Source organism: Actinomadura logoneensis, assembly GCF_003428695.1.
GTDB lineage: Bacteria > Actinomycetota > Actinomycetes > Streptosporangiales > Streptosporangiaceae > Spirillospora > Spirillospora logoneensis.
Map to the genome: position 1 here is coordinate 1 of NZ_QURH01000085.1, position 22,816 is coordinate 22,816.

The 22,816-nt window shown below is 74.1% G+C and carries 16 protein-coding genes and 1 pseudogene; 11 read left to right on the forward strand and 6 right to left on the reverse strand.

Features of this window, described 5'->3' with window-relative positions:
• On the reverse strand, positions 1-380 hold a 380-nt coding region (locus DZF91_RS04045; protein WP_199486395.1), incomplete at its 3' end, for a cytochrome P450 family protein.
• Between the two features lie 138 nt (positions 381-518).
• Here DZF91_RS04045 and DZF91_RS04050 point away from each other — a divergent pair.
• Positions 519-1,379, forward strand: coding sequence for an aldo/keto reductase (locus tag DZF91_RS04050; RefSeq protein WP_117356151.1), 861 nt, complete (start codon positions 519-521; stop codon positions 1,377-1,379).
• Between the two features lie 353 nt (positions 1,380-1,732).
• Complete coding sequence (locus DZF91_RS04055; RefSeq protein ID WP_117356152.1) at positions 1,733-2,881, forward strand: glycerophosphodiester phosphodiesterase; 1,149 nt, start codon at positions 1,733-1,735, stop codon at positions 2,879-2,881.
• Between the two features lie 9 nt (positions 2,882-2,890).
• Here DZF91_RS04055 and DZF91_RS04060 read toward each other — a convergent pair whose 3' ends face one another.
• The gene (locus tag DZF91_RS04060; protein ID WP_199486396.1) at positions 2,891-3,658 is read right to left on the reverse strand and encodes a GNAT family N-acetyltransferase; all 768 of its coding nucleotides are present in this window, start codon (positions 3,656-3,658) and stop codon (positions 2,891-2,893) included.
• A gap of 100 nt (positions 3,659-3,758) precedes the next feature.
• Here DZF91_RS04060 and DZF91_RS04065 point away from each other — a divergent pair, with 100 nt between their 5' ends.
• Complete coding sequence (locus DZF91_RS04065) at positions 3,759-3,971, forward strand: hypothetical protein (RefSeq protein WP_117356153.1); 213 nt, start codon at positions 3,759-3,761, stop codon at positions 3,969-3,971.
• On the opposite strand, the gene DZF91_RS04070 is transcribed toward DZF91_RS04065, so the two are convergent.
• On the reverse strand, positions 3,958-5,343 hold the full coding sequence (locus tag DZF91_RS04070) for an FAD/NAD(P)-binding protein (protein WP_117356154.1): 1,386 nt from the start codon (positions 5,341-5,343) through the stop codon (positions 3,958-3,960). The two genes, DZF91_RS04065 and DZF91_RS04070, sit on opposite strands and share 14 nt — an antisense overlap.
• Positions 5,344-5,605: 262 nt before the next feature.
• Between DZF91_RS04070 and DZF91_RS04075 the strand changes: the two genes are divergently transcribed.
• From DZF91_RS04075 to DZF91_RS04090, 4 genes and pseudogenes are all read left to right on the forward strand, one after another.
• Positions 5,606-6,724 (forward strand): LacI family DNA-binding transcriptional regulator, encoded by a 1,119-nt coding sequence (locus DZF91_RS04075; RefSeq protein WP_117356155.1) that lies wholly within the window; start codon positions 5,606-5,608, stop codon positions 6,722-6,724.
• Complete coding sequence (locus DZF91_RS04080; protein WP_117356156.1) at positions 6,721-8,244, forward strand: sugar ABC transporter ATP-binding protein; 1,524 nt, start codon at positions 6,721-6,723, stop codon at positions 8,242-8,244. Before DZF91_RS04075 ends, DZF91_RS04080 begins: the two co-directional genes overlap by 4 nt.
• Positions 8,241-10,221, forward strand: a pseudogene (locus tag DZF91_RS43050) (ABC transporter permease/substrate-binding protein). Before DZF91_RS04080 ends, DZF91_RS43050 begins: the two are co-directional and overlap by 4 nt.
• Positions 10,222-10,236: 15 nt before the next feature.
• The gene (locus tag DZF91_RS04090) at positions 10,237-11,139 is read left to right on the forward strand and encodes a ribokinase (protein ID WP_117356157.1); all 903 of its coding nucleotides are present in this window, start codon (positions 10,237-10,239) and stop codon (positions 11,137-11,139) included.
• 151 nt (positions 11,140-11,290) lie between these two features.
• Here DZF91_RS04090 and DZF91_RS04095 read toward each other — a convergent pair whose 3' ends face one another.
• The gene (locus tag DZF91_RS04095) at positions 11,291-11,728 is read right to left on the reverse strand and encodes a PH domain-containing protein (protein WP_199486397.1); all 438 of its coding nucleotides are present in this window, start codon (positions 11,726-11,728) and stop codon (positions 11,291-11,293) included.
• 59 nt (positions 11,729-11,787) lie between these two features.
• Between DZF91_RS04095 and DZF91_RS04100 the strand changes: the two genes are divergently transcribed.
• From DZF91_RS04100 to DZF91_RS04110, 3 genes are all read left to right on the forward strand, one after another.
• A complete protein-coding gene (locus DZF91_RS04100; protein ID WP_117356159.1) occupies positions 11,788-12,276 on the forward strand; it encodes an LURP-one-related/scramblase family protein in 489 nt (162 codons plus the stop codon).
• A 102-nt stretch (positions 12,277-12,378) separates the two neighbouring features.
• Positions 12,379-13,305 (forward strand): Ppx/GppA phosphatase family protein, encoded by a 927-nt coding sequence (locus DZF91_RS04105; RefSeq protein WP_117356160.1) that lies wholly within the window; start codon positions 12,379-12,381, stop codon positions 13,303-13,305.
• A 257-nt stretch (positions 13,306-13,562) separates the two neighbouring features.
• Positions 13,563-15,707, forward strand: a complete 2,145-nt coding sequence (locus tag DZF91_RS04110; RefSeq protein WP_117356161.1) for an MMPL family transporter — start codon at positions 13,563-13,565, stop codon at positions 15,705-15,707.
• Here DZF91_RS04110 and DZF91_RS40925 read toward each other — a convergent pair.
• The gene (locus DZF91_RS40925) at positions 15,667-17,850 is read right to left on the reverse strand and encodes a protein kinase domain-containing protein (RefSeq protein ID WP_147340985.1); all 2,184 of its coding nucleotides are present in this window, start codon (positions 17,848-17,850) and stop codon (positions 15,667-15,669) included. The genes DZF91_RS04110 and DZF91_RS40925 overlap by 41 nt on opposite strands.
• A gap of 237 nt (positions 17,851-18,087) precedes the next feature.
• Between DZF91_RS40925 and DZF91_RS04120 the strand changes: the two genes are divergently transcribed.
• Entirely contained in the window at positions 18,088-19,593 is a 1,506-nt protein-coding gene (locus tag DZF91_RS04120; RefSeq protein ID WP_147340986.1) for a polysaccharide deacetylase family protein, read from the forward strand.
• 26 nt (positions 19,594-19,619) lie between these two features.
• On the opposite strand, the gene DZF91_RS04125 is transcribed toward DZF91_RS04120, so the two are convergent.
• Positions 19,620-22,816: error-prone DNA polymerase (locus DZF91_RS04125; RefSeq protein ID WP_199486398.1), on the reverse strand; the 3,197-nt coding region annotated here is incomplete at its 5' end.

The window sequence follows — 22,816 nt, forward strand, 5'->3', positions numbered from 1 at the left end:
GCCTCGGCCGCGGCGATCGCGGCGACGCGGTCCGCCCACGCGGCGACCGCGCGGCCGTGCAGCGGCGGGCTGACCAGGCGGCGGTGCCGCCACCACGCCTCGCCGTCCAGGCACAGCAGCGACTGCTCGCCGACCAGCGGCCCGATGAACGCGCGGCGCATCTCGCCCGCGCGGCCCGGCCCGCCGTCGGTGGCGAAGACCTCCTCGGCCAGCTCGGCGGTCGCGACGCAGACCTCCGGCGGCAGCCCCGGATAGCGCACCGTGAAGACCGGCCCGAACCGGCGGCGGCCCGCCTCGTAGAAGCCCGTCGGATCGGCCATCAGCCAGGCGAGCTGGGCCGCCGGGGGCATGCGGAAACCGGGAGGCAGGGGGGAGGGCATGGCGGGGCTCCTGTGACGGGTGGCGGTACCCCGCATCGTGCCCGCGCCCTCCGCGACGTCACATCGTGGGAAACCCCGACATCTTTCATGGCCGCGCTTTCGGGGCATGGATCGAAAGATCCGGTAGAACGGCGACAGATGCGACCACACACGAATGGGGGGAACGTGACCGTACCGAACGTGCGACTGAACAACGGCGTCGAGATGCCGCAGCTCGGCTTCGGCGTCTGGCAGGTCTCCGACGACGAGGCGGAGAAGGCCGTCTCCGCCGCCCTGGAGACCGGCTACCGCAGCATCGACACCGCGAGCGCCTACGAGAACGAGGCGGGCACCGGACGCGCGCTGCGCGCCTCCGGCATCGCCCGCGACGAGCTCTTCGTCACGACCAAGCTGTTCAACTCCGACCAGGGCTACGACTCCACGCTGCGCGCCTTCGACGCCAGCATGGAGCGGCTCGGCCTGGACGTGCTGGACCTGTACCTCATCCACTGGCCGGTGCCCTCGCACGGTAAGTACGTGGACACCTGGCGGGCGTTCGAGAAGCTCTACAAGGACGGCAGGGTCCGCGCGATCGGCGTCTCCAACTTCACCGTCGGGACGTTCGAGCGGCTGTTCGCCGAGACCGACGTGAAGCCGGTGCTGAACCAGGTGGAGCTGCACCCGTACTTCCAGCAGGCAGGGCTGCGCGCCTTCCACCAGGAGCACGACCTGCGCACCGAGGCGTGGAGCCCGCTCGGCCAGGGCCGCGGACTGCTGGAGGACCCGGCCCTCGCGCCCATCGGCGAGGCGCACGGGAAGACCCCGGCGCAGGTGGTGCTGCGCTGGCACCTGCAGCTCGGCAACATCGTCATCCCGAAGTCGGTCACGCCGGAGCGGATCGCCCAGAACTTCGACGTGTTCGACTTCGAGCTGACCGAGTCCGAGATGGCCGTGATCGCCGACATGGACGCCGACCGGCGCCTCGGCCCGGACCCGGCCACCTTCGACTGGATGGGCTGACGCCCGGCGGCCGGACGGCCGGGGACCCCGGCGCGGTCCGGTCGGCGCTCTCTCCGCGGACGCTCCGTCCGGCCTCGCGCCGGGCGGGGCGTCCCGTGGCTCCGGGTCCGCCGGCCGCCGAGACGTGACCGACAGATCAGTGACAGACGGATCAGTGACCGACGGATCCGTGGAATCACGGCCCCCGTGGCCGGCGCCCCCTTCGCCGCCTGCGGGTTCCCGGGACGCGTTCACCAGCCGGGCGATCAAGGTTGGCCGGGACGTCACCGGACGGCCCCCGGCCGGGGCGGTGTCCGGCATGTACGTTCCGGCTACCTCACATCCCCCGAACCCCCCCGAAGGGAGCCCGACCGATGATCCGTCGAGCCCGAGCCCTCGCGGCGGCCGCGGCCGTCCTGGTGCCGGTCGCCGCGCTCACGGCCACCGCCCTGCCCGCCGTGTCGCCCTCGCCCGCCTCGTCCGCGCAGGCCGAACCCGCCCTCACCGCCGTCCGCGGGCCGCTGATCATCGGCCACCGGGGCGCGTCGGGGTACCGGCCCGAGCACACCGAGGGGTCCTACGAGCTGGCCGTGCGGATGGGCGCGGACTTCATCGAGCCCGACCTCGTCGCGAGCAAGGACGGCCAGTTGGTCGTCCGGCACGAGAACGAGATCGGCGGCACCACCGACGTCGCGTCCCACCCGGAGTTCGCGGGCCGGAAGACCACCAAGACGGTGGACGGCACGAAGATCACCGGCTGGTTCACCGAGGACTTCACCCTCGCCGAGCTCAAGACGCTGCGCGCCGTGGAGCGGCTGCCCGCCGTCCGGCAGCACAACACCCTCTACGACGGCCGGTACCAGTTGCTGACCCTCCAGGAGGTCATCGACCTGGCCAAGCGGTTCACCCGGCAGTACCACCGCAGGATCGGGATCGTGCCGGAGACCAAGCACCCGACCTACTTCCGCTCGATCGGGCTGCCGCTGGAGAACACCCTCGCCGCCACGATCCGGCGGAACGGCTTCGACCGCGGCGGCCGGACGGTCGTCCAGTCGTTCGAGCCGACCAGCCTGCAGCAGCTGCACAAGGCGCTGCCGCACGTCACCGTCCTCCAGTGCCTGTCGGCCAGCGGCGCCCCCTATGACACGGTGGCGAACGGGCAGGGCCCGACCTACGCGGACATGGTCAAGCCCGCGGGCCTGAAGACCGTGCGGACCTACGCCGACTGGATCGGCCCCGAGAAGACGATGGTCATCCCGGCCAAGGCGGACGGCTCGCTCGGCACCCCCGGGCCGCTCGTGAAGGACGCGCACCAGGCCGGACTCAAGGTCGTGCCCTACACCTTCCGGAACGAGAACACGTTCCTGCCGACCGACCTGCGCAACGGGACGAACCCCGGTGACTACGGGAAGGTGTTCAAGGAGTACGACGCGTACTTCAAGGCGGGCATCGACGGCATGTTCACCGACAACTCCGACACCGCCTACCGCGCCCGCCAGGACCTCCTGGGCGAGCGCTCCTGACCCGGCGGATCAAACGCCCTCGGGGTCCCGCCACATCAGCCACACCGGCGGGGCCCCGTCCCCGGGCAGCCGCAGCTCCCTGGTCACCCTGAACCCGAACTTCTCGTAGTACGGGACGTTGCTCTCCTTGGACGACTCCAGGTAGGCCGCCGTCCGCGTCTCGTCGCAGCGCCGGAGCCGCGAGCGCATCAGCGCCGTCCCGAGCCCGCTGCCCTGCGCCTGCGGATCGGTGCCCAGGAACGCCAGGTACCAGTGCGGTTCCTCCGGATGGTGGCTCTCGATACGGCCGAGGGCCCGCAGGGCGACCGGCAGCCGCAGCCCGAACGCCCGCATGAGCGGCACGGCCTGACGGACCTGCGCCGACAGCGGCGTCCGCCACCGGCCGGGCGGATCCCACAGCGCCGCGGCCTCGATGCCGCCGAAGCGCCCCGTGTGCTCGCTCGACCCATGGCCGAGATGGACCTCGCGCAGCAGGATCGTGAAGGCCGCCTCCAGGCGGCGCGGCCGGGACGCCTCGTCCGGCAGCAGCCAGCTCCACACGGGATCGTCGGCGAACGCCCGGGCGAGGACGGCCGCCATCCGGTCCACGTCGGCGGCCTCGGCCGTCCGCGCCGACACCGGCGCCCCCGGTTCCGGCGACTCCGCCACCGCCTCCGGTGCCGGCGACTCCACCGCCTTCGGTTCTTCCGCGATCTCGGAGTGCGCCGCCGTCTCGGGCCGCACCGCCGACCGTGAATCCGCCGCCGATCCGGGCTCGGCCGCTTCGGGACCCGCCATGGAGAACCTCCCGTGGGATCCGCCGATCATCGACCGGCCCGAGCCGTCCGGTCAACCCCCGCCCGGCGACCCTGCGCGCTTGATCGGTAACGTTGGGTGCATGGAGGTCTGGACCGGCCCGGACGGCCTGCGCGTCACGGCCGTCCCGCTGGACGGCGCGCACCGCGCGTGGGCCGACTTCGCGGGCGTGCCCGCCGACGCCACGTCGGCCTTCCTGGCCACCCGGCGGGGGCTGCCGGTCGGGCGCGGCTGGTACGCGAGCATCGCCGAGCTCTCCGAGCAGGTCGACCTCGCCTCGCTCACCCCCGCATGAGCGCCCGCGCCGCGCGCGCCGCCGCGCCCGCGACGTCCGGGATGCCGCCCGTGAGGAACGGTCGACCGCCGCGCAGGTCGCCGACGACGTGCACGCGCGGATCGGCCGGCACGATCCCGCCGTCCGGGTGCCGCGCGGCGAGCCTTCCGGCCAGCATCGCCGCGACCAGCTCGGCGGCGGGAGCGGGAACCGAGCCGGGGGGCGGGTTCACGGCGTTCACGACCACGTCCGCGTGCCGCGTCCCCCCGGCGTCCTCGATCCTGAAGCCTCCGTCCGCGCTCACGACCGACCGGACGCCCGCCACCGAGGTGAGCTGCCCGGAGTCGTAGAGCGACAGCAGGCGGACGGCGTTCACCGGGACCATCGGGGACGCCACCGACACCGCCAGGCGCGCGTGCCGCCGCAGGAGGGCGCGGTCGGCCTCCGGGAGCAGCGGCCACGCCTCCGGCATGACGGTGTGGCAGGCGTCCTGCAGCAGCCGCCGCGCCTGGAGGGGAGAGGCGACCTCCTCGATCTGCCGGCGCAGCCGGGCGGCCGGGTCCTCGGTGGCGGCGGCGCGCAGATCCGCCTCCAGGTCGGCGAGGTCCTCGCCGAGACCGTCCAGTTCGGCGCGGAGCAGCTCGCGGAGGGCCGCGAGGGTCACCTCGGCGCCGAGCGCCCGGACGGCCTCCGGGGTGAGGTGCTCGGGCCGCCAGCCGTCCGGCCGCTGCCAGACGTGCGGCAGCATTCCGCCGCGCGACAGCAGGTGGATCGGGCCGTCGTGGCCCCGCGCCGCGAGCGACACGGCCACGTCCACCGCGGTGAGCCTGCTGCCGATGATCGCCACGGACGCGTCGGGCCGCACGTCCGGCAGGGTCCGCGACAGCGGGTAGGGGTCGCCGATGTGGCCGGGCGCCCCGCCGAGGCCGTAGAGATCCGCCGGGGTGCCGGACCCGACGCAGAGCACGAGCCGGTCGGTGTCGTGCTCCCGGCCGTCCTCGGTCCGGACCCGCAGATCACCCGTCACGGCGACGGCTCGCGCGGGCACCAGGCGGACGTCTCCGGCGGCCACCGCCTTCTCGGCCGTCTCCTCCAGGTACTCGCCGTAGAGTCCGCGGGGGACCAGCGGCGCGCCGAGCAGCGGATCGTGGTACGCCGCGCCGCGCCCGCCCAGCCAGGACGCGTAGTGCTGCGGGTCGTCCGGCCGCACCGACATGAGCGCGGGCGGGACGTTCACGAGCACGCTGTCCAGGTCGGGGGCGTAGGGCCGTCCGCGCCAGGGGTGCGGCGCCGGATCGAACACCGTGATCTCGGGAACGTCGGCTCCCGGTCGGGTGAGGGTGTCGATCAGCGCGACGGCGGCCGGCCCGGCTCCGATGATCGCGATACGCATGGGGGTGATGGCTCCTTCCGGGGCCTCGGGGATGGCTCCGGGTCTCATGATCGTCCCGGACGCCGTACCCTGCCCTATTCGCGGCGTCCGGCGGGACCCCGCCCCCCTCGGACGGGGATGGCGGCCGGGGATTCCGCGGGGCGGCGGTGACCTGGGCGCTCTCTGATCTTCCTGGGTTTTGCGGGAAGAAGGTTGATGGTGTAATCGTTTACACGAGTGATGTAAACGATTACATCACCGGCTTCCCGAGAGGGGGTGCGGCATGGCCCAGGCCAGGGACGGCGGCGAGTCCGGCGACAGGTCCGGCGTCAGGCCCCAAGGCAGGCCGAACGGCCAGGCCAGCGTCAAGGACGTGGCGCGGCTGGCCGGCGTGTCCGTCGCCACGGTCTCGCGCGTGCTCAACGACAGCGCGACCGTGTCGGAGCGGAGCCGCGCCCGGGTGCTGGCGGCGGTCGAGCGGCTCGGCTACCGCCGCAACGCGGTGGCGCGCTCGCTGCGCACCGACGCGACCGGCACGATCGGGCTGGTCATCGGCGACATCCTCAACCCGTTCTTCACCGAGCTGGCGCGCGCCGTCGAGGACGAGGCGCGCGCCGCCGGGTTCGCGGTCGTGATCGGCAACGCCGACGAGCGGCCGGACCGCCAGGACGACTACGTGCGCACCCTGCTGGAGCGCCGCGTGGACGGCCTGCTGCTGTGCCCCACCGCCGAGCTGACGCCGCTGGTCCGCGACACCGTCGAGTCCGGCACCCCGGTCGTCTTCCTCGACCGCACGCTGCACGGCCTCGACGTGCCGACCGTCCGGGCGGACGGCGCGGAGGCGATCGACCGGCTGGTCGGGCACCTGCTCGACCTCGGCCGGACGCGGCCGGCGTTCGTCTCCGGCCCGTCGATCCTGTCCACCGGCCGCGAGCGCACCGACGCGTTCGCCTGCGCCCTGGCGCGCCGCGGCCTGCCGGTGCGGCCCGAGTACCTGGAGGAGGGCGACTTCCAGGCCGCCAGCGGGCGCGCCGCGCTCGCCCGCCTGCTCGACCTCCCCGAACCCCCCGACGCGGTGGTCGCCGGGGACAACCTGATGGCCCTGGGCGCGCTGGACGAGATCCACGCGCGCGGGCTGTCGATCCCGGGGGACGTGGCGCTCGCCTCGTACGACGACGTCCCCTGGTTCATCCACCTCGACCCGCCGCTGACCGCGATCGCCCAGCCCGTCCAGGAACTCGGCAGGCGCGCCGTGCGCGCGCTCACCGAGCGCGTGGCCGGGCGGGAGGTCGGGTCGGTGACGCTGCGGGCGCGACTGGTCGTCCGCGGATCCTGCGGCGAGCCGCCGACCGGGGGCCGCCGACGGGACGGAAGGCACAACGAAGGGAGCGTTCCGGCATGAGCACCGGGAGATCCGGAGAGATCCTGCGCGTGCGGGGCCTGCGCAAGGGCTTCCCGGGCGTGCAGGCGCTGGACGGGGTCGACTTCGACCTGCGTCCGGGCGAGGTGCATGTGCTGCTCGGCGAGAACGGCGCCGGCAAGAGCACGCTGATCAAGACGCTGTCCGGGGCGCACCGTCCGGACGAGGGCACGATCGAGGTGGACGGGAAGGCCGTCGAGATCCGGTCGGCGCAGGACGCCGCCGGGCTCGGCATCGCGACGATCTACCAGGAGTTCAACCTCGTCCCCGAGCTGACCGTCGCCGAGAACCTGTTCCTCGGCCGCCAGCCGCGCCGGTTCGGCCTGGTCGACCGGAAGGCGATGAACGAGCGGGCGCGCGAGCTGCTGGCCCGCGTCGGCGTGGACGTCGACCCGGGCACCCGGATGGGCGACCTCGGCATCGCCCGCGCGCAGATGGTCGAGATCGCCAAGGCGCTCGGCCTGGACGCGCGGATCCTCATCATGGACGAGCCGACCGCCGTGCTGACCACCGGCGAGGTGGACCGGCTGTTCGAGATCGTGTCCGGGCTGCGCGACCAGGGCGTCGCCGTCGTGTTCATCACCCACCACCTGGAGGAGATCCCCCGCATCGGGGACCGGGTGACGGTGCTGCGCGACGGCCGCTCGGTCGGGCAGGTCCCGGCGGACACCCCCGAGCGCGAGCTGGTCCGGCTGATGGTCGGCCGCTCGATCGAGCAGCAGTACCCGCGCGAGCGGACCGAGCCGGGTCCCGTCCTGCTGCAGGTGCGGGGGCTCGGCCGCGAGGGCGCGTTCGAGGACGTGTCGTTCGAGGTCCGGGCGGGCGAGGTCGTCGGCCTCGCCGGCCTGGTCGGCGCGGGCCGCACCGAGGTCGCCCGCGCGCTGTTCGGCGCGGACCGCTACGACACCGGCGAGGTGCTGGTGGACGGGAAGCGGCTGCCGTCGGGCTCGGTGCACGCGGCGCGGGAGGCGGGCCTCGGCCTCGTCCCCGAGGACCGCAAGGGCCAGGGCCTGGTGCTCGGCGCGGACGTCGGTGAGAACCTCGGCCTGGTCACGCTCGGGTCGGCCAGCCGCGGCGGCATCGTGGACCGTTCCAAGAACCGCGCCGAGGCCGCCGGTATGGCCGAGCGGCTCGGCGTGCGGATGTCCGGGCTCGGCCAGGAGGTCCGCACGCTGTCGGGCGGCAACCAGCAGAAGGTCGTGATCGGCAAGTGGCTGCTCGCCGACGCCCGGGTGCTCGTCCTGGACGAGCCGACCCGCGGCGTGGACGTCGGCGCGAAGGTCGAGATCTACCAGCTGATCAACCGGCTCACCGCGGCCGGGCGGGCCGTCCTGATGATCTCCAGCGACCTTCCCGAGGTGCTGGGGATGAGCGACCGGGTGCTGGTGATGGCACGCGGCCGGATCGCCGGCGAGCTGCTCGCCGCCGAGGCCACGCAGGACGAGGTGATGGAGCTCGCCGTGGCCACCACCCCTGAGAACTCCCAGAAGGACCCATCATGAGCACCACCACTCCGCGCGAGACGCGGCAGAACAACGGACCGAGCATCGCCAGGCGGTTCCTCGGGGAGAACGGGGCGCTGGCCGGGCTGGTCGTCCTGGTGGTCGTCCTGGCGCTGATGTCCGGCGACTTCCTCACCGTCACCAACCTGCTGAACGTGGGCGTGCAGGCGGCCGTGACGGCCATCCTCGCGTTCGGCGTCACCTACGTCATCGTCACCGGCGGCATCGACCTGTCGGTGGGCGCGGTCGCCGCCCTGTCGGCGGTCGTGCTCGCCTGGACGGCCACCGACCACGGCGTCCCCTGGCCCGTCGCGCTGGTGCTGGCGGTGCTCGTCGGCCTCGCGGCCGGGCTGGTGAACGGCCTGCTCATCACCTACGGGCAGCTTCCGCCGTTCATCGCGACGCTCGCCATGCTCGGCGTGGCGCGCGGCCTGGCGCTGGTGATCTCCGACGGCAGCCCGATCCAGCTGCCGTCCGCGGTCACCCACCTCGGCGACACGATCGGCGACTACCTGCCGGTGCCCGTCCTGGTGATGCTGGCGATGGGCGGGATCACCGCCGTCGTCCTGGCCCGCACCTACTCGGGCCGCGCGATGTACGCCATCGGCGGCAACGAGGAGGCCGCCCGGCTGTCGGGCATCCGGGTGGACCGGCAGAAGCTCGTCACCTACGCCCTGTCCGGCGCGTTCGCGGCGGTCGCGGGCATCGTGCTGGCGTCCCGGCTGGCCTCGGCGCAGCCGCAGGCCGCCAACGGCTACGAGCTGGACGCCATCGCCGCCGTCGTCATCGGCGGCGCGAGCCTGGCGGGCGGCAAGGGCCGCGCGTTCGGCACCCTGGTCGGCGCGCTGATCCTCGCCGTCCTGCGCAACGGCCTGAACCTGCTGTCGGTGTCGGCCTTCTGGCAGCAGGTCGTGATCGGTGTCGTGATCGCCCTGGCCGTCCTGCTGGACACCGTCCGGCGCAAGGGCCTGCGGCTGTCGTCGCGCAAGGCGTGGGCCGGCGCGGCCGTCGCCCTCGCGGCGGTCGTCGCGATCGCGGTCGGCGTCGCGTCCACCGGTGACAAGTCCAGCGGATCGGGCGGCGTCGCGGGCGGCGCGCACAAGAACATCAAGATCGGCCTGTCGGTCTCCACGCTGAACAACCCGTTCTTCGTCCAGTTCCGGGACGGCGCGCAGGAGGAGGCCCGCAAGCAGGGCGTCACCCTGACAGGAGGAGGCCCGCAAGCAGGGCGTCACCCTGACCGTCCAGGACGCGCAGAACGACGCGTCGCAGCAGGTCAACCAGGTGCAGAACTACAGCAGCCAGGGCATGAAGGCGATCGTCGTCAACCCGGTCGACTCCGACGCCGCGGCGCCGGCGGTCCAGGCCGCCAACCGGGCCGGCATCCCGGTGGTCGCCGCCGACCGCACCGTGAACGGCGCGAAGCTGTCCCAGTTCGTGGCGTCCGACAACGTCGCGGGCGGCAAGGACGCGGCCAAGACCCTCGCCGAGTCGCTCGGCGGCAAGGGCAGGATCGTGATCATCCAGGGCCAGCCGGGCACCTCCGCCTCCCGCGAGCGCGGGCAGGGCTTCGAGGAGGGCATCAAGCAGTACCCCGGCATCCAGGTCGTGGCGAAGCAGCCCGCGGACTTCGACCGCACCAAGGGCCTCGACGTCATGACCAACCTGCTCCAGTCCCACCCGGACGTGAACGGCGTGTTCGCCGAGAACGACGAGATGGCGCTCGGCGCGATCAAGGCGCTCGGCTCCAAGGCCGGGACGCAGGTCAAGGTCGTCGGCTTCGACGGCACCCCGGACGGCGTCAAGGCGGTCAAGGCCGGCACGCTGTTCGCGACCGTCGCCCAGCAGCCGCGGCTGCTCGGCCAGATGGCCGTGCAGAGCGCGATCAAGGCCGCGCAGGGTGAGAGGATCGACCCGACGAACGCGGTGCCGGTGAAGGTCGCGACCCGCGAGAACGCCGACCGGTTCGCGGGCTGAGGCAGGGAGAGGCAGATGGCGCACGAGGTGGTCGTGGTGGGGTCGGTGAACGCCGACCTGGTCGTCCGGGTCGACCGGCGGCCCGGCCCCGGTGAGACGGTGCTCGGCTCCGACCTCGTCACGCTGCCCGGCGGCAAGGGCGCCAACCAGGCGGTCGCGGCCGGGCGGCTCGGCGGCCGGGTCGGCATCCTGGCCCGCACCGGCGACGACGGCAACGGCGCGCTGCTGCGCGAGGCGCTCCTCGCCGCCGGGGTGGACGTCACCCACCTGCTGGTCGCGGACGGCCCGTCCGGGGTCGCGCTGATCACGGTCGGCCCTGACGGCGACAACAGCATCATCGTGTCGCCCGGCGCGAACGGCCGGCTCACCGAGCAGGACGTCGTCGCGGCCCGCGAGCTGGTCGCGGGCGCGGCGGTGGTGTCGCTGCAGCTGGAGATCCCGCTGGTGACCGTCGCGGCGGCGGCCCGCGCCGCGGCGGACGCCGGGGCGCGGGTCGTGCTGAACCTGTCGCCCGCCGCGACCGTCCCGTCGGACCTGCTGGCGCTCTGCGACCCGCTGGTGGTCAACGAGCACGAGGCGGCGTTCCTGCTGCCCGCCGCCGACCCGTCGGACGACCCGGCGACGCTGGCGACGGCGCTGCTGGAGCTCGGCCCGAGGTCGGTCGTCATCACCCTCGGCGCGGACGGCGCGCTCGTCGCCACCCGCGACGGCGCCCGGACCGTCCCGTCGCCGCGGGTCGAGCCGGTGGACACCACCGGCGCCGGGGACGCGTTCACCGCCGCCCTCTGCCTGCGGCTCGCGCGCGGCGACGACCTGGAGTCGGCGGCGCGGTTCGCGGTCCGGGTGGGCGCGGCGGCGGTGCTGGGGGAGGGCGCGCAGTCGTCCTACCCGGCCGAGGGCGACGAACTGCCGTCCTGACCAGGCGTGACGAGACGGCCCGGGCCTCCGCCCGGGCCGTTTCGCTTTCCGGGCCTCGGCGCGGCGGCGGTCGGACGACGGACGGGACGGTCAGCGCGGGACGGGTCGGGACGGGATGGTCAGCCCGGGACGGGCGGTCGGGACGGGACGGTCAGGGCGTCGTGGCGCGGTCGCGCAGGGCGGTCAGCGTCTCGGCGACGTCGCGGACGTCCGCGCCCAGGTCGAACCGGCTGAGCATGACGAGGTCGTCGGCGGTCTCGATCTCCAGCAGCATCGTCCTGCTGAACAGCCGCCTGCGCTCGTCCACCCGGACGGCCACGACCCGCTGCCACGCCAGCCGCTCCCGCCGGGCGTAGCCGCGCACGGCCGTCAGCCCGTCCGCGTCGGCCTCCAGCCGCACCGGGGCGAGCACGTCGCGCGCCGCGAGCACCGCCGCGCCCACCGCCGCGACCCCCGCGAGCAGCACGAACTGCGGATCGTCCAGGGAGGCGAGCGCGAGCGCGGTGAGCGCCGCCGCCGCGACGGCCTTCACGGCGGTCTGCGCCGGCGGCACGCGCCACCGGGCCGCGGGTTGCGTGTCCTCACTCACGTCCGCCACGGTATCCGTAGCGGCGGCTTCCTCCGCCGCGGGGACGGAGGCATGCGGGCATGAAGTTCCTCATTCGCGACCGGGTGTTCGGCGTCGGCGAGGATTTCTGGGTCGAGGACGAGACGGGCCAGAAGGTCTTCCTCGTCGACGGCAAGGCCCTGCGGATCCGGCAGACGTTCGAGCTGAAGACCCGCGAGGGCGAGGTCGTGGCGGTCATCCGCAGGAAGCTGATGAGCGTGCACGACTCGATGGTGGTCGAGCGCGGCGGCGAGCGCATCGCGACCGTCCACAAGAAGCACTTCACGCTGTTCCGCGACCAGCTCAAGGTCGACCACGAGAGCGGCGGCGAGTGGACCGTGCGCGGCGACCTGCTCGACAAGGAGTACGGCATCGAGGGCGTGGACGGCCCGGTCGCGCTGATCTCACGCAAGTGGTTCCGGGTCCGCGACACCTACGCGGTGGACATCGTGGACGGCTACGACGTCCCGCTCGTGCTCGCCGTGGCGGTCTGCGTGGACGCCCTCACCGAGGACAAGCACGACGACTGAGCCGGACGACCCCGACGACCGAGTCGGACAGGTGTGACGACCGGGGGCGATGTCCCTTCTTTGATTCGTTGTCATGCCTTGTGCGGCTATACCGTTCGCACCATGCGACTCGGTGTGCTGGACGTGGGCTCCAACACGGTGCATCTGCTCGTGGTGGACGCCCACCAGGGGGCCCGGCCCCTGCCCGCCTTCTCCCACAAGGAGGAGATGCGGCTCGCCGCCCATCTCGACGGCGACCGGCTCACCGCCGAGGGCGAGGCGCGGCTGCTGGCGTTCGTCCGGGACGCGCTGCGCGTCGCCGAGGACAAGGGCGTGGAGGACCTGGTCGCGTTCGCGACCTCCGCCGTCCGGGAGGCGGCCAACGGGGCCGAGGTGCTGGCCCGGCTGCGCGCGGAGACCGGCGTGGAGATCCGGGTGCTGCCCGGCCCGGACGAGGCCCGGCTGACCTTCCTCGCGGTGCGCCGCTGGTTCGGCTGGTCGTCCGGGCGGCTGCTGGTGGTGGACATCGGCGGCGGCTCGCTAGAGATCGCCACCGGCATCGACGAGGACCCGGACGTGGCGATCTCGCTGCCGCTCGGCGTCGGCCGGCTGACCCGCGAGTGGTTCGCGTCCGACCCGCCGTCGCCCGAGCGCGTGCGCGAGCTGCGCCGGCACGTCCGCGCGGAGATCGCGCGCCGGGTGGGGGAGGTCTCCCGGTACGGCCCGCCCGACCACGCGGTCGCCACGTCCAAGACGTTCCGGCAGCTCGCCCGGATCGCCGGGGCCGCGCCGTCCTCGGACGGCCCGCTGGTGCGGCGCGAGCTGCGGCACGCCGACCTGGCCGAGTGGGCGGACAGGCTGGCCCGGATGCCCGCCGCCGAGCGGGCCGGGCTGCCCGGCGTGTCCGAGCGGCGCGCGCCGCTGCTGCCGGCCGGGGCGATCGTCGCGGACGCCGCCATGGACCTGTTCGGGCTGCCCGTCCTGGAGGTGTGCCCGTGGGCGCTCCGGGAGGGCGTCATCCTGCGCCGCCTCGACATGATCACCGGCTGACGGGAGCCGTACCGACCGACCGGAGTCGTGCCGACTGACCGGAGTCGTGCCGACCGACTCGGAGCCGCACCGGAGCCGCACGCGGCTGACCGGAGCCGCCGCCCGAGCGGGGTGGCCGCTTGCGGACGCCGGCGCCCGTCCACCTGCACGCTTATGGCCAGGGAACTTTACTTTCCCTTGACTTAACGCGACATGTCTTGCCGCGCCCGAGCGGCCGGGTTGCACTGGAGGCGGGCGGACACGCTTGCGAGGGGGCGATGTCGAGCGTGAACAGGATCTCCGCGCTGCCGTGCGGGCGCTGGACCAAGTGGGCGGTCATCGTCGCGTGGGTGGTGGTCGTCATGGTCATGGCGCCGCTGGCGGGCAGGCTCGTCCACGTGCAGAAGAACGACGCCTCGTCATGGCTGCCGAAGAAGGCCGAGTCCACCGAGGCGTTCAACCTGTCGAAGCCGTTCGTGCCGTCCGACGTGTACCCGGCGGTGGTCGTCTACGAGCGCGCCGGCGGCGCCGTCACCGCCGCCGACCGTGCGAAGGCCACCGCCGACGCGGTCGCGCTGAGGGCCGTGACCGGAAAGCCGAAGGGCGAGCCGCGCCGGTCCGTCGTCGCGTCGGTGCAGGGGCCGGTCGTCTCCCAGGACGGACGTGCCTTGCAGACGATCGTCTACGTCAGGGTCGGGTCGTCCGGCTGGGACCTGCTCGGGACGGCGGTCAAGGACTTCCGGAGGATCACCCGGCACGGCGATCCGCCCGGTCTGTCGTCGCACGTCACCGGACCGGCCGGGTACGGCGGCGACTTCGGCAACGTGTTCGGCGGCTTCGACAAGACGCTGCTGCTCATCACCGCCGCGATCGTCGTCCTCATCCTGCTGCTCACCTACCGCAGCCCGCTGCTCTGGCTGCTGCCGCTGATCTGCGTGTTCTTCGCCCTGGAGGCGGCGCAGGGGGTGGTGTACCTGCTGGCCGCGCACGCCGGGCTGACCGTCAACGGGCAGGCGGCGTTCATCCTGACCGTGCTGGTGTTCGGCGCGGGCACCGACTACGCGCTGCTGCTCATCGCCCGCTACCGCGAGGAGCTGCGGCGGCACGCGGACCGGCACGAGGCGATGGCGATCGCGCTGCACCGGGCCGGTCCGGCGATCGTCGCGAGCGGCACGACGGTCGCGCTCAGCATGCTGGTGCTGCTGGTCGCCGAGCTGAACTCCACCAAGAGCATGGGCCCGGTGATGGCGATCGGCGTGGCCGTCGCGATGCTCGCCGAGGTCACGCTGCTGCCCGCGATCCTGGTCGCGCTCGGCCGCTGGGTGTTCTGGCCGCGCCGTCCCGCGTTCGGCACCGCCGAACCGGCGGAGCGCGGCCTGTGGGCGCGGACCGGGGCGCGCATCGCGGCGCGCCCGCGCGTCACCTGGCTCGGGACGGCCGTCGTCCTCGGGGCGCTGTCGGCGGCGCTGTTCACCCTGCACACCGGGCCGGTCGCCAACAAGGACGCCTTCAGCTCCGGCAAACCCGACTCGGTCACCGGTGAGGAGGTGCTGACCAGGCACTTCCCGGCGGGCACCGGCTCGCCGCTGGTCATCGTCTCCCGCGCGGACCGGCAGCCGCAGGCGCAGGCGGCGGTGGCGCAGGTGCCGGGCGTCATCGGCGTCCACCAGGTCGGCCCGGCGCGGGGCGGCGTCGCGTACATGGAGGGCACGCTGACCGCCCGCGCCGACAGCGCCGCGGCGTTCCGGACCGTCCGGGACGCACGGACGGCCGTCCACGGCGTCGCGGGCGCCGCCGCGAAGGTCGGCGGAGGCGCCGCGCTCACGCTGGACGTCAGCGACGCGTCCCGGCACGACCAGTGGCTCGTCATCCCGATCGTGCTGGGCGTCGTGGTCCTCATCCTCGGGCTGCTGCTGCGGGCGGTGGTCGCGCCGGTGGTCCTGGTGCTGACCGTCGTGCTGTCGTACACGGCGGCGCTCGGGGTGAGCGCGCTGGTGTTCAAGCACCTCTTCGGGTTCGCCGGGGTGGACCAGTCGTTCCCGCTGTGGACGTTCGTCTTCCTGGTGGCGCTCGGCACCGACTACAACATCTTCCTCATGACGCGCGTGCACGAGGAGGCCGGACGGCACGGCACGCGGCGCGGCGCGCTCATCGGCCTCGCCGCGACCGGCGGCGTGATCACCTCCGCGGGCGCCGTGCTCGCCGGGACGTTCGCCGCGCTCGGCTCGCTGCCGCTGGTGTTCGTCACCGCGCTCGGCTTCACCGTCGCGTTCGGCGTCCTGCTGGACACCTTCGTCGTCCGGTCGGTGCTGGTCACCGCCCTGACGCTGGACGTCGGCGCGCGCATGTGGTGGCCGAGCCGGTTGGCGCGGGGACCGGCGGTCACCAGCTCGGGTGAGCGAGAGACGACCCCGGCGGGCTGATCCGGCGGTCGCCCGATCCGTCGGCGCGCACCGCCCGGACCACCGGGGTGGCGTACGGTCCGCGCGTGTAGGCGACCCACCCGCCCGCACGCGCCCACACCGGGTCCATCTCGTGCTCGGACGAGCCCACCAGGCGGTGCGCGCCGGACCCGTCGGCCCCCATGATCCAGATCTCGCCGTGCGGGTAGGCGCCGCGCGTGAACACCAGGCACGTGCCGTCCGGCGACCAGGCCGGGTCCTTGGCGAAGACGTCGTCCCTGGTCAGCCGCACGGGCTGCTGGTCGGGACGCTGCGGGTCGAGCAGGTAGATCTGGTTCTCGCCGGAGGCGTCGCTGAAGAAGGCGATCCGGCCGGACGGTCCCCAGGAGGGGTCGCCCTTGCGGGCCCGGTCGGTGGTGAGCTGTGTGCTCTTCCCGTCGGCGACGGTCACGGTGAAGAGCTGGTCGACACCGGCGTCGTCGGGGGCGAAGTAGGCGATCCTGCCGCCGTCGGGGGACCAGGCCGTCCGGCCGCCGCCGACCTTGCCGACGAGCCGGGCGGCGTTCCCGCCGTCGGCGTCGGCCGTCCAGAGCTGGTTTCCGCCGCCGGTCCTGCGGATGAACGAGAACCTGCGCATGTCGGGGGTGTAGGCGGGGAGCATGTCGCAGCTTCCGGACGTCACGGCCGACGGGGCGGCGGTCGCGTCCGTGGGGTACCGGGCGATGCGGGCATGGCACTTCTGCGGCCAGCCGGGTGCCGTGTCCTGGCGGACGAGCATCGTCTCGTGGGGGAAGGCCGGCGCCGCTGAGCCGGTCGTACCGCCCGCCGTATTGCTGTGCTTCGCCGATCCGCGGGTGGCCATGTAGGCGGCGGCCCCTCCGGCCGCCACGACCGCGGCGACGGCGAGCGCGACCAGCAGCGGTGCGGTGCGCCGTCTCCGGACGCTGGCGGGAGGCGATCCTTGCCCGTCCGGCTGACGAGAACCGGCGTGGTGGTCGGGGGTGGCTTGAGGGACGGGATTGGGCCATGGCCCGGTACCGGTCCGTTGCCCGGGTTCGGTCTGTGGAACGCCCTGGGGACGCGCACCGCGACCGGGCTGTGGGGCGCGGTCGGCGGCCGCCTGCTCCTGGCGGAGGACGCCCGCGGCCTGGGTGGGCGGATGCGTGGGTTCGCTGCGTCCCACCTCGGTCGGGGGATGGGGCGCGGCCCCGGACGACGGCGGCGCGTGTGACCCGGCCTGCGATCCCTTCGGCTCGGCCGGGGGTCCGTCCGGTTCGGGCGGTGGCGGGGGCGGTTCGGCCGGCGGCTCGTCCCACGCCTGGTGGAGGGTGGTGGACACGGCCGAGTCGGACACGCCGCCGACCAGCTCGAGCAGCAGGTCCTGCGCGCTCGGCCGGCTCCGGGGGTCCTTGGCGAGCGCGCGGCGGACCAGGCCGGCCAGCGGGGCGGTGGTGAGCGCGCCGAGGTCGGGCTCGGCGTGCAGGGACCGCGCGATCATGATCTCGAACGAGCCCCGGCCGAACGGGTTGTGCCCGCTGGCGGCGTAGGCGATCAGGCAGCCCCAGGCGAACACGTCCACCGCCGGGGTCACCTCCTGCCCGGCGACCTGCTCGGGCGCGATGTAGCCGGGGGTGCCGACGACCTGGCCGGTGCGGGTGTGCGAGACGGCGACGTCCAGCGCGCGGGCGATGCCGAAGTCGATGACGCGCGGGCCGGTGAGCGACAGCAGCACGTTGCTCGGCTTGAGGTCGCGGTGCACCACGCCCGCCCGGTGGATGGCGACGAGCGCCGTCGCCACGCCGACCGCCACGCCGTGCACCATGCCGTCGGTGAGCGGCCCCTGCCGGTTCATGTGCTGGAGCAGCGACGGGCCCTCGATGTACTCGGTGACCAGGTAGGCCAGGCCCAGGTCCTCGCCGTGCTCGAGCACCTTGGCGGTGCAGAACGAGGCGACCCGCTCGGCGTTGACGGCCTCGTCGTGGAAGCGCGCGAGGAACGCCGGGTCCCCGGCCAGCTCCGGCCGGACGACCTTGACCGCGACGCGGCGGCCGTCCTCGGCGCGGCCGAGGTAGACCGCGCCCATCCCGCCCTCGCCGATCTTGGATTCGAGCCGGTACGCGCCGACGCGCACCGGGTCGTCCGGTCCCAGTGGCCGACCCGCCATGGCGATCACCCTGCGTCCCCTGAACTCCGCGCATCCGCACGGATTCCCCCGACCGTCACACGATGGCAGAGACGCAGTCGGTAGGGCCAGAGCCATCGAAAGGTCAAAGGCAAGTAAAGGAGAATCGGAAATGGGCAAACCTGGTTCATGGCGGTCCGGAAATGGACCTCCCGCCTTTCCGGCCGCCATAGTCTGCCGTTCTGTCTGATTGATGGGGTTCTGGCTGGTAGGAGTGGCGTGCGACCTGTGCGGCGCGGAGCGGCGGCCGTCCTCGCGGCGGGGCTGCTGCTCGGCGCCGCTGCGGCGGGATGCGGCACGAGCGGCGCCGGCACGCGGCAGGCCGCGTCCGACCCGACCCTCCCGAACGCGGTGGACCCCGCGACCGTCGCCGGTCTGGAGACCGTCACCCGCACCGAGTCGGACGCCCGGCGCCGCCTCTTCACCGCCTACCCGGTCGTGCCCGGCGCGGGCCCGCTGACCGCCCGGCTCGCCCGTGCCGTGGCCGACCTCACCGAACCCTACGAGCGGGAGACCGGGACCGACCGCGGACCGCCCGGCGCCCTCGTCCCGGAGCTGAACCTGCAGTGGACGCTGACCGCCGCGTCCGCGAACGTCGTCGGCGTCCGGCTGGCGAGCTGGAAGTCGCAGGGCGCCGGCGCGGGCGAGACCCGGCGCACCTACTGGTACGACGGCCGCGCCGGACGGGCCGTCGGGTCGTCCGCGCTGGTCCGGGGCGAGTACGGGCTGGGCCGCCTCGCCGACCGGGTCCGCGCGCGCATCGGGGCCAAGGCCGACCCGCGGCGCGTCACCGCGGACGCCGCGACCTTCGCGTCCATGGCCTTCAACGAGGACGGCGACCTGGTCGTGGAGTTCAGCGACCACTCGGTCGCGCCGGACGCGCCCGGCCGGGTGGCGGTCGCGCTGTCCGCGTCGGAGTTCGAGCCGCTGCTGTCGGACCTCGGCCGCCGCGCCCGCGCCGCGTCCCTCGCCGCCCGGCCCGGCCTCGCCCTGGGACCGGAGACCACGGGACCGGAGACCACGGGGCCGGAGACCACGGGGCCGGAGACCACGGGGCCGGACGCCACGGGGGGACGTCTGCCAGGGGAGGGCGCGCGCACGCCGTCCGGGCGGGTGGACTGCGCGGTCGCCAGGTGCGTGGCGCTGACGTTCGACGACGGTCCCGGGCCCGACACGCCCCGGCTGCTGGACGAACTGGCCCGCGCGGACGTCCGCGCCACGTTCTTCGTCGTCGGCTCCAGCGCGTCCGCCCGCCCGGAGGTGCTGCGGCGCGCGGTGCGCGAGGGGCACGAGATCGGCGACCACACGCGCGACCACCGCGATCTGACCCGGCTCACGCCCATCCAGGTGCACACCGAGCTGCAGCAGACCCAGGACGCCGTCCGGAAGATCACCGGCCGGGCCCCGGCGCTGCTCCGGCCGCCCTACGGCGCGTCCAACGGGGTGGTCGCGGACGTCGCCCGCTCGCTCGGCCTCGTCCAGTCGCCGGGGACCGTCGACACCCTCGACTGGCGCGACCGGGACGCCTCGGCCGTCGCCGCGCGGGCCGTCGCCGGCGCGCGTCCGGGCGCGGTCATCGTGATGCGCGACGTCTTCGGCCCGACCGTGGACGCCGTCCCCCGGATCGCGGCGCGGCTGAAGGCCGAGGGCTACACGTTGGTGACCGTCTCCGAACTGCTCGCCGCCGGACGGCCCGGCGCCGGCGACCGCGCCGCGGGCCGATGACGCCCCCGGACGGGAGAGCGCCGGGATCAGTGGAAGTCGCGTGACCGGACGCGGCCGGGGACGGGCAGCCGCCGCAGCCGGGTGGCGCGGATGTTGACGGCGCCGTCCACGTGTTCGAGCCGCCCGTTGACCAGGAGGGCCTGGGAGTCCATGGCGAGGGCGCGGTACCGGGCGAACACCTGCGGCTGGCAGACCACGTTGATCACGCCCGTCTCGTCCTCCACGCTCAGGAAGACGATGCCGCCCGCCGTCGGGGGCCGCTGCCGGTGCGTGACGAGCCCGGCGACCACCACGTTCGTCTCGCCGGGCCGGTCGCCGAGGGCCGCGGCCGGGACCGCGCCGAGCTCGTCCAGCGCCTCGCGGACGTGCGTCATGGGGTGGGTGTGCGCGATGCCGGTGGACCACAGGTCGGCGAGCGTCTCCTCGACGGGCGTCATGGCGGGCAGCGCGGGCGCGACGGTTCCCGGCGTGACGCCTTCCATCGCGTCCCGGCTGTGCCCGGCGAACGCGCCCGCCGCCCACAGCGCCTCGCGCCGCGACATCCCGAAACAGCCGAACGCGCCGGCCGTCGCCAGGGCTTCGAGCGCCGCCGCCGACAGCGGGACGCGCCGGGCCAGGTCCTCCATGTCGCGGTAGGGGCGTCCGGCGGCGATCGCCCGGGCGGTGTCCGTCCCCAGGTCGCGGACGCTCGCCAGCCCGACGCGGATCGCGGGCTGGGGCTCGTCCGGCGCGTGCTTGTGGACGCGCGTGGGAGCGACCGGTTCCTCGAGGGTGGCATGCAGGTCGCTGGCGTTGACGTCCACGCCCCGGACGGTGATGCCGTGCCGTTTCGCGTCGGCGAGCAGCGAGTTGGGGTTGTAGAAGCCCATCGGCTGGTTGCGGAGGAGGGCGGCGGTGAACGCGGCCGGATGGTGCCGTTTCAGATACGCGCTCGCGTACACCAGGTGCGCGAAGCTCTGCGCGTGCGACTCGGGGAAGCCGTATCCGGTGAAGCCCAGGATCTTCTGGTAGATGTCCTCGGCGACGTCGTCGGGGATGCCGCGCTCGGCCATGCCGCGCATCAGCCGCTCCCGCAGCCGCTCGACGCGCTCGGGCGCGCGCTTGGCGCCCATGGCCTGCCGGAGCCGGTCGGCCTCGGCGGGGGTGAACCCGGCGCAGGCGATGGCCAGTTCCATCATCTGCTCCTGGAACAGCGGCACGCCGAGCGTGCGGGCGAGCGCCGCCTCCATCAGCGGGTGCGGGCAGGTCGGCGGCTCCAGCCCCTTGCGCCGCCGCAGGTACGGGTGGACGGACCCGCCCTGGATCGGCCCCGGCCGGATCAGCGACACCTGCACGACCAGGTCGTAGAAGCGGCGCGGACGCAGCCGGGGAAGCGCGGACATCTGCGCCCGCGACTCGACCTGGAACACCCCGACCGTGTCGGCGTCGCAGAGCATGTCGTAGACCTGCGAGTCCTCCGGCGGGACGGACTGCAGGTCGTAGTCCTTCCCGTGGTGCTCGCGGACGAGGTCGAAGCAGTCGTGCAGGGCCGAGAGCATGCCGAGGCCCAGCAGGTCGAACTTCACCAGCCCGGCGGCGGCGCAGTCGTCCTTGTCCCACTGCAGGACGCTGCGCTTCTCCATGGACGCCCACTCGATGGGGCAGACCTCGCCCACGGGACGGTCCGCGATGACCATCCCGCCCGAGTGGATGCCGAGGTGCCGGGGCAGCCGCAGCATCCGCTGCGCCAGGTCGCGGACGGGCTCGGGCACGGCGGTCTCCGCGCCGACGGGGTCGCGGGAGTCGATGCCGCGCGACCAGGCGTCCTGCTGGCCGGGGGAGTGGCCGAGCGCGCGGGCGGCGTCCCGGACCGCCATCCGCGGCCGGTAGCTGATGACGTTCGCGACCTGCGCGGTGCAGGCCCGTCCGTACTTGTCGTAGACGTACTGGATGACCTCCTCGCGGCGGTTGTGCTCGATGTCGAGGTCGATGTCGGGCGGTCCGTCGCGTCCGGGGGAGAGGAACCGCTCGAACAGCAGGCCGTGCCGGACGGCGTCCACGCCGGTGATGCCGAGCGCGTAGCAGACCGCCGAATTCGCCGCCGACCCCCGCCCCTGGCAGAGGATGTTCCTGGCTTTGCAGAACGCCACGATGTCGTGGACGATCAGGAAGTAGCCGGGAAATCCCAGACTTTCGATGATGTCGAGCTCTTTGGCGATTTGTGCATGGGCGCCGGGCATGCTCTCGTTCTCGGGCGTGCCGTACCGTGCGAGCGCCCCTTCGGCGACGAGGTCCCGCAAATGGTCGGCCTCGGTCTTGCCCTCGGGCAGCGGCCAGTCGGGGAGCCTCGGCGCCACGACGGAGAAGTCGAAGGCGCACTCGGCCCCCAGCGCGGCGGTCCGCTCCAGGACGCCCGGGAAGCGAGCCAGGCGCGCGGCCATCTCCCGGCCGCTGCGCAGGTGCGCCGTGCCGCTCGCCGGGAGCCAGCCGACCATGTCGTCCAGGGAGCGCCGGGCCCGGACGGCCGCCATCGTCTCGGCCAGCCGCGCCTCGGCCCCCGGCGCGGCGAAGTGCACGTTGTTGGACGCCACGACCTGCGCCCCCGCCTCGCGCGCGAGCGCGAACAGGGCGTCGTTGCGGACGTCGTCGCCGGGCTGGTCATGGTCGATCAGCTCGACGAACACGTTCTCCCGCCCGAACATGCCGATCAGGCGGTGGAGTTCGCGCCCGGCCGCCTCCGGTCCGCCTTCGGCGAGCGCCGCGGGCACGGGCCCCTTCCGGCATCCGGTGAGCACGGCCCAGTGGCCCTCGTGCGCGTCCGCGAGGGCCTCCAGGTCGTAGACCGGACGTCCCTTCCGTCCGCCGGCGAGCTGCGCCGCCGTGATGGCCGAACACAACCGGGCGTAACCCGCCGGATCGCGCGCGAGCACGAGCAGGTGCCGCCCGGCCGGATCGGTCTCGCCCGCGCGCGGCGTCTCGGCGCCGAGGCCCAGCTCGGCCCCGAAGACCGTGCGGACACCTGCCTCGCGGGCCGCCTGGGCGAACCGCACGACCCCGTACATGCCGTCGTGGTCGGTCACCGCCATCGTGCCCACGCCGAGCCGCGCGGCCTCCTCCACGAGCCGCGCCGGATCGCTGGCGCCGTCGAGGAAGCTGAACGAGGAGTGGCAGTGCAGCTCCGCCCACTCGACCTCGGCCGCCGCCCGGCGCGGGCGGGGCGGCGGCCCGGGGGCGGGCTCCCGCT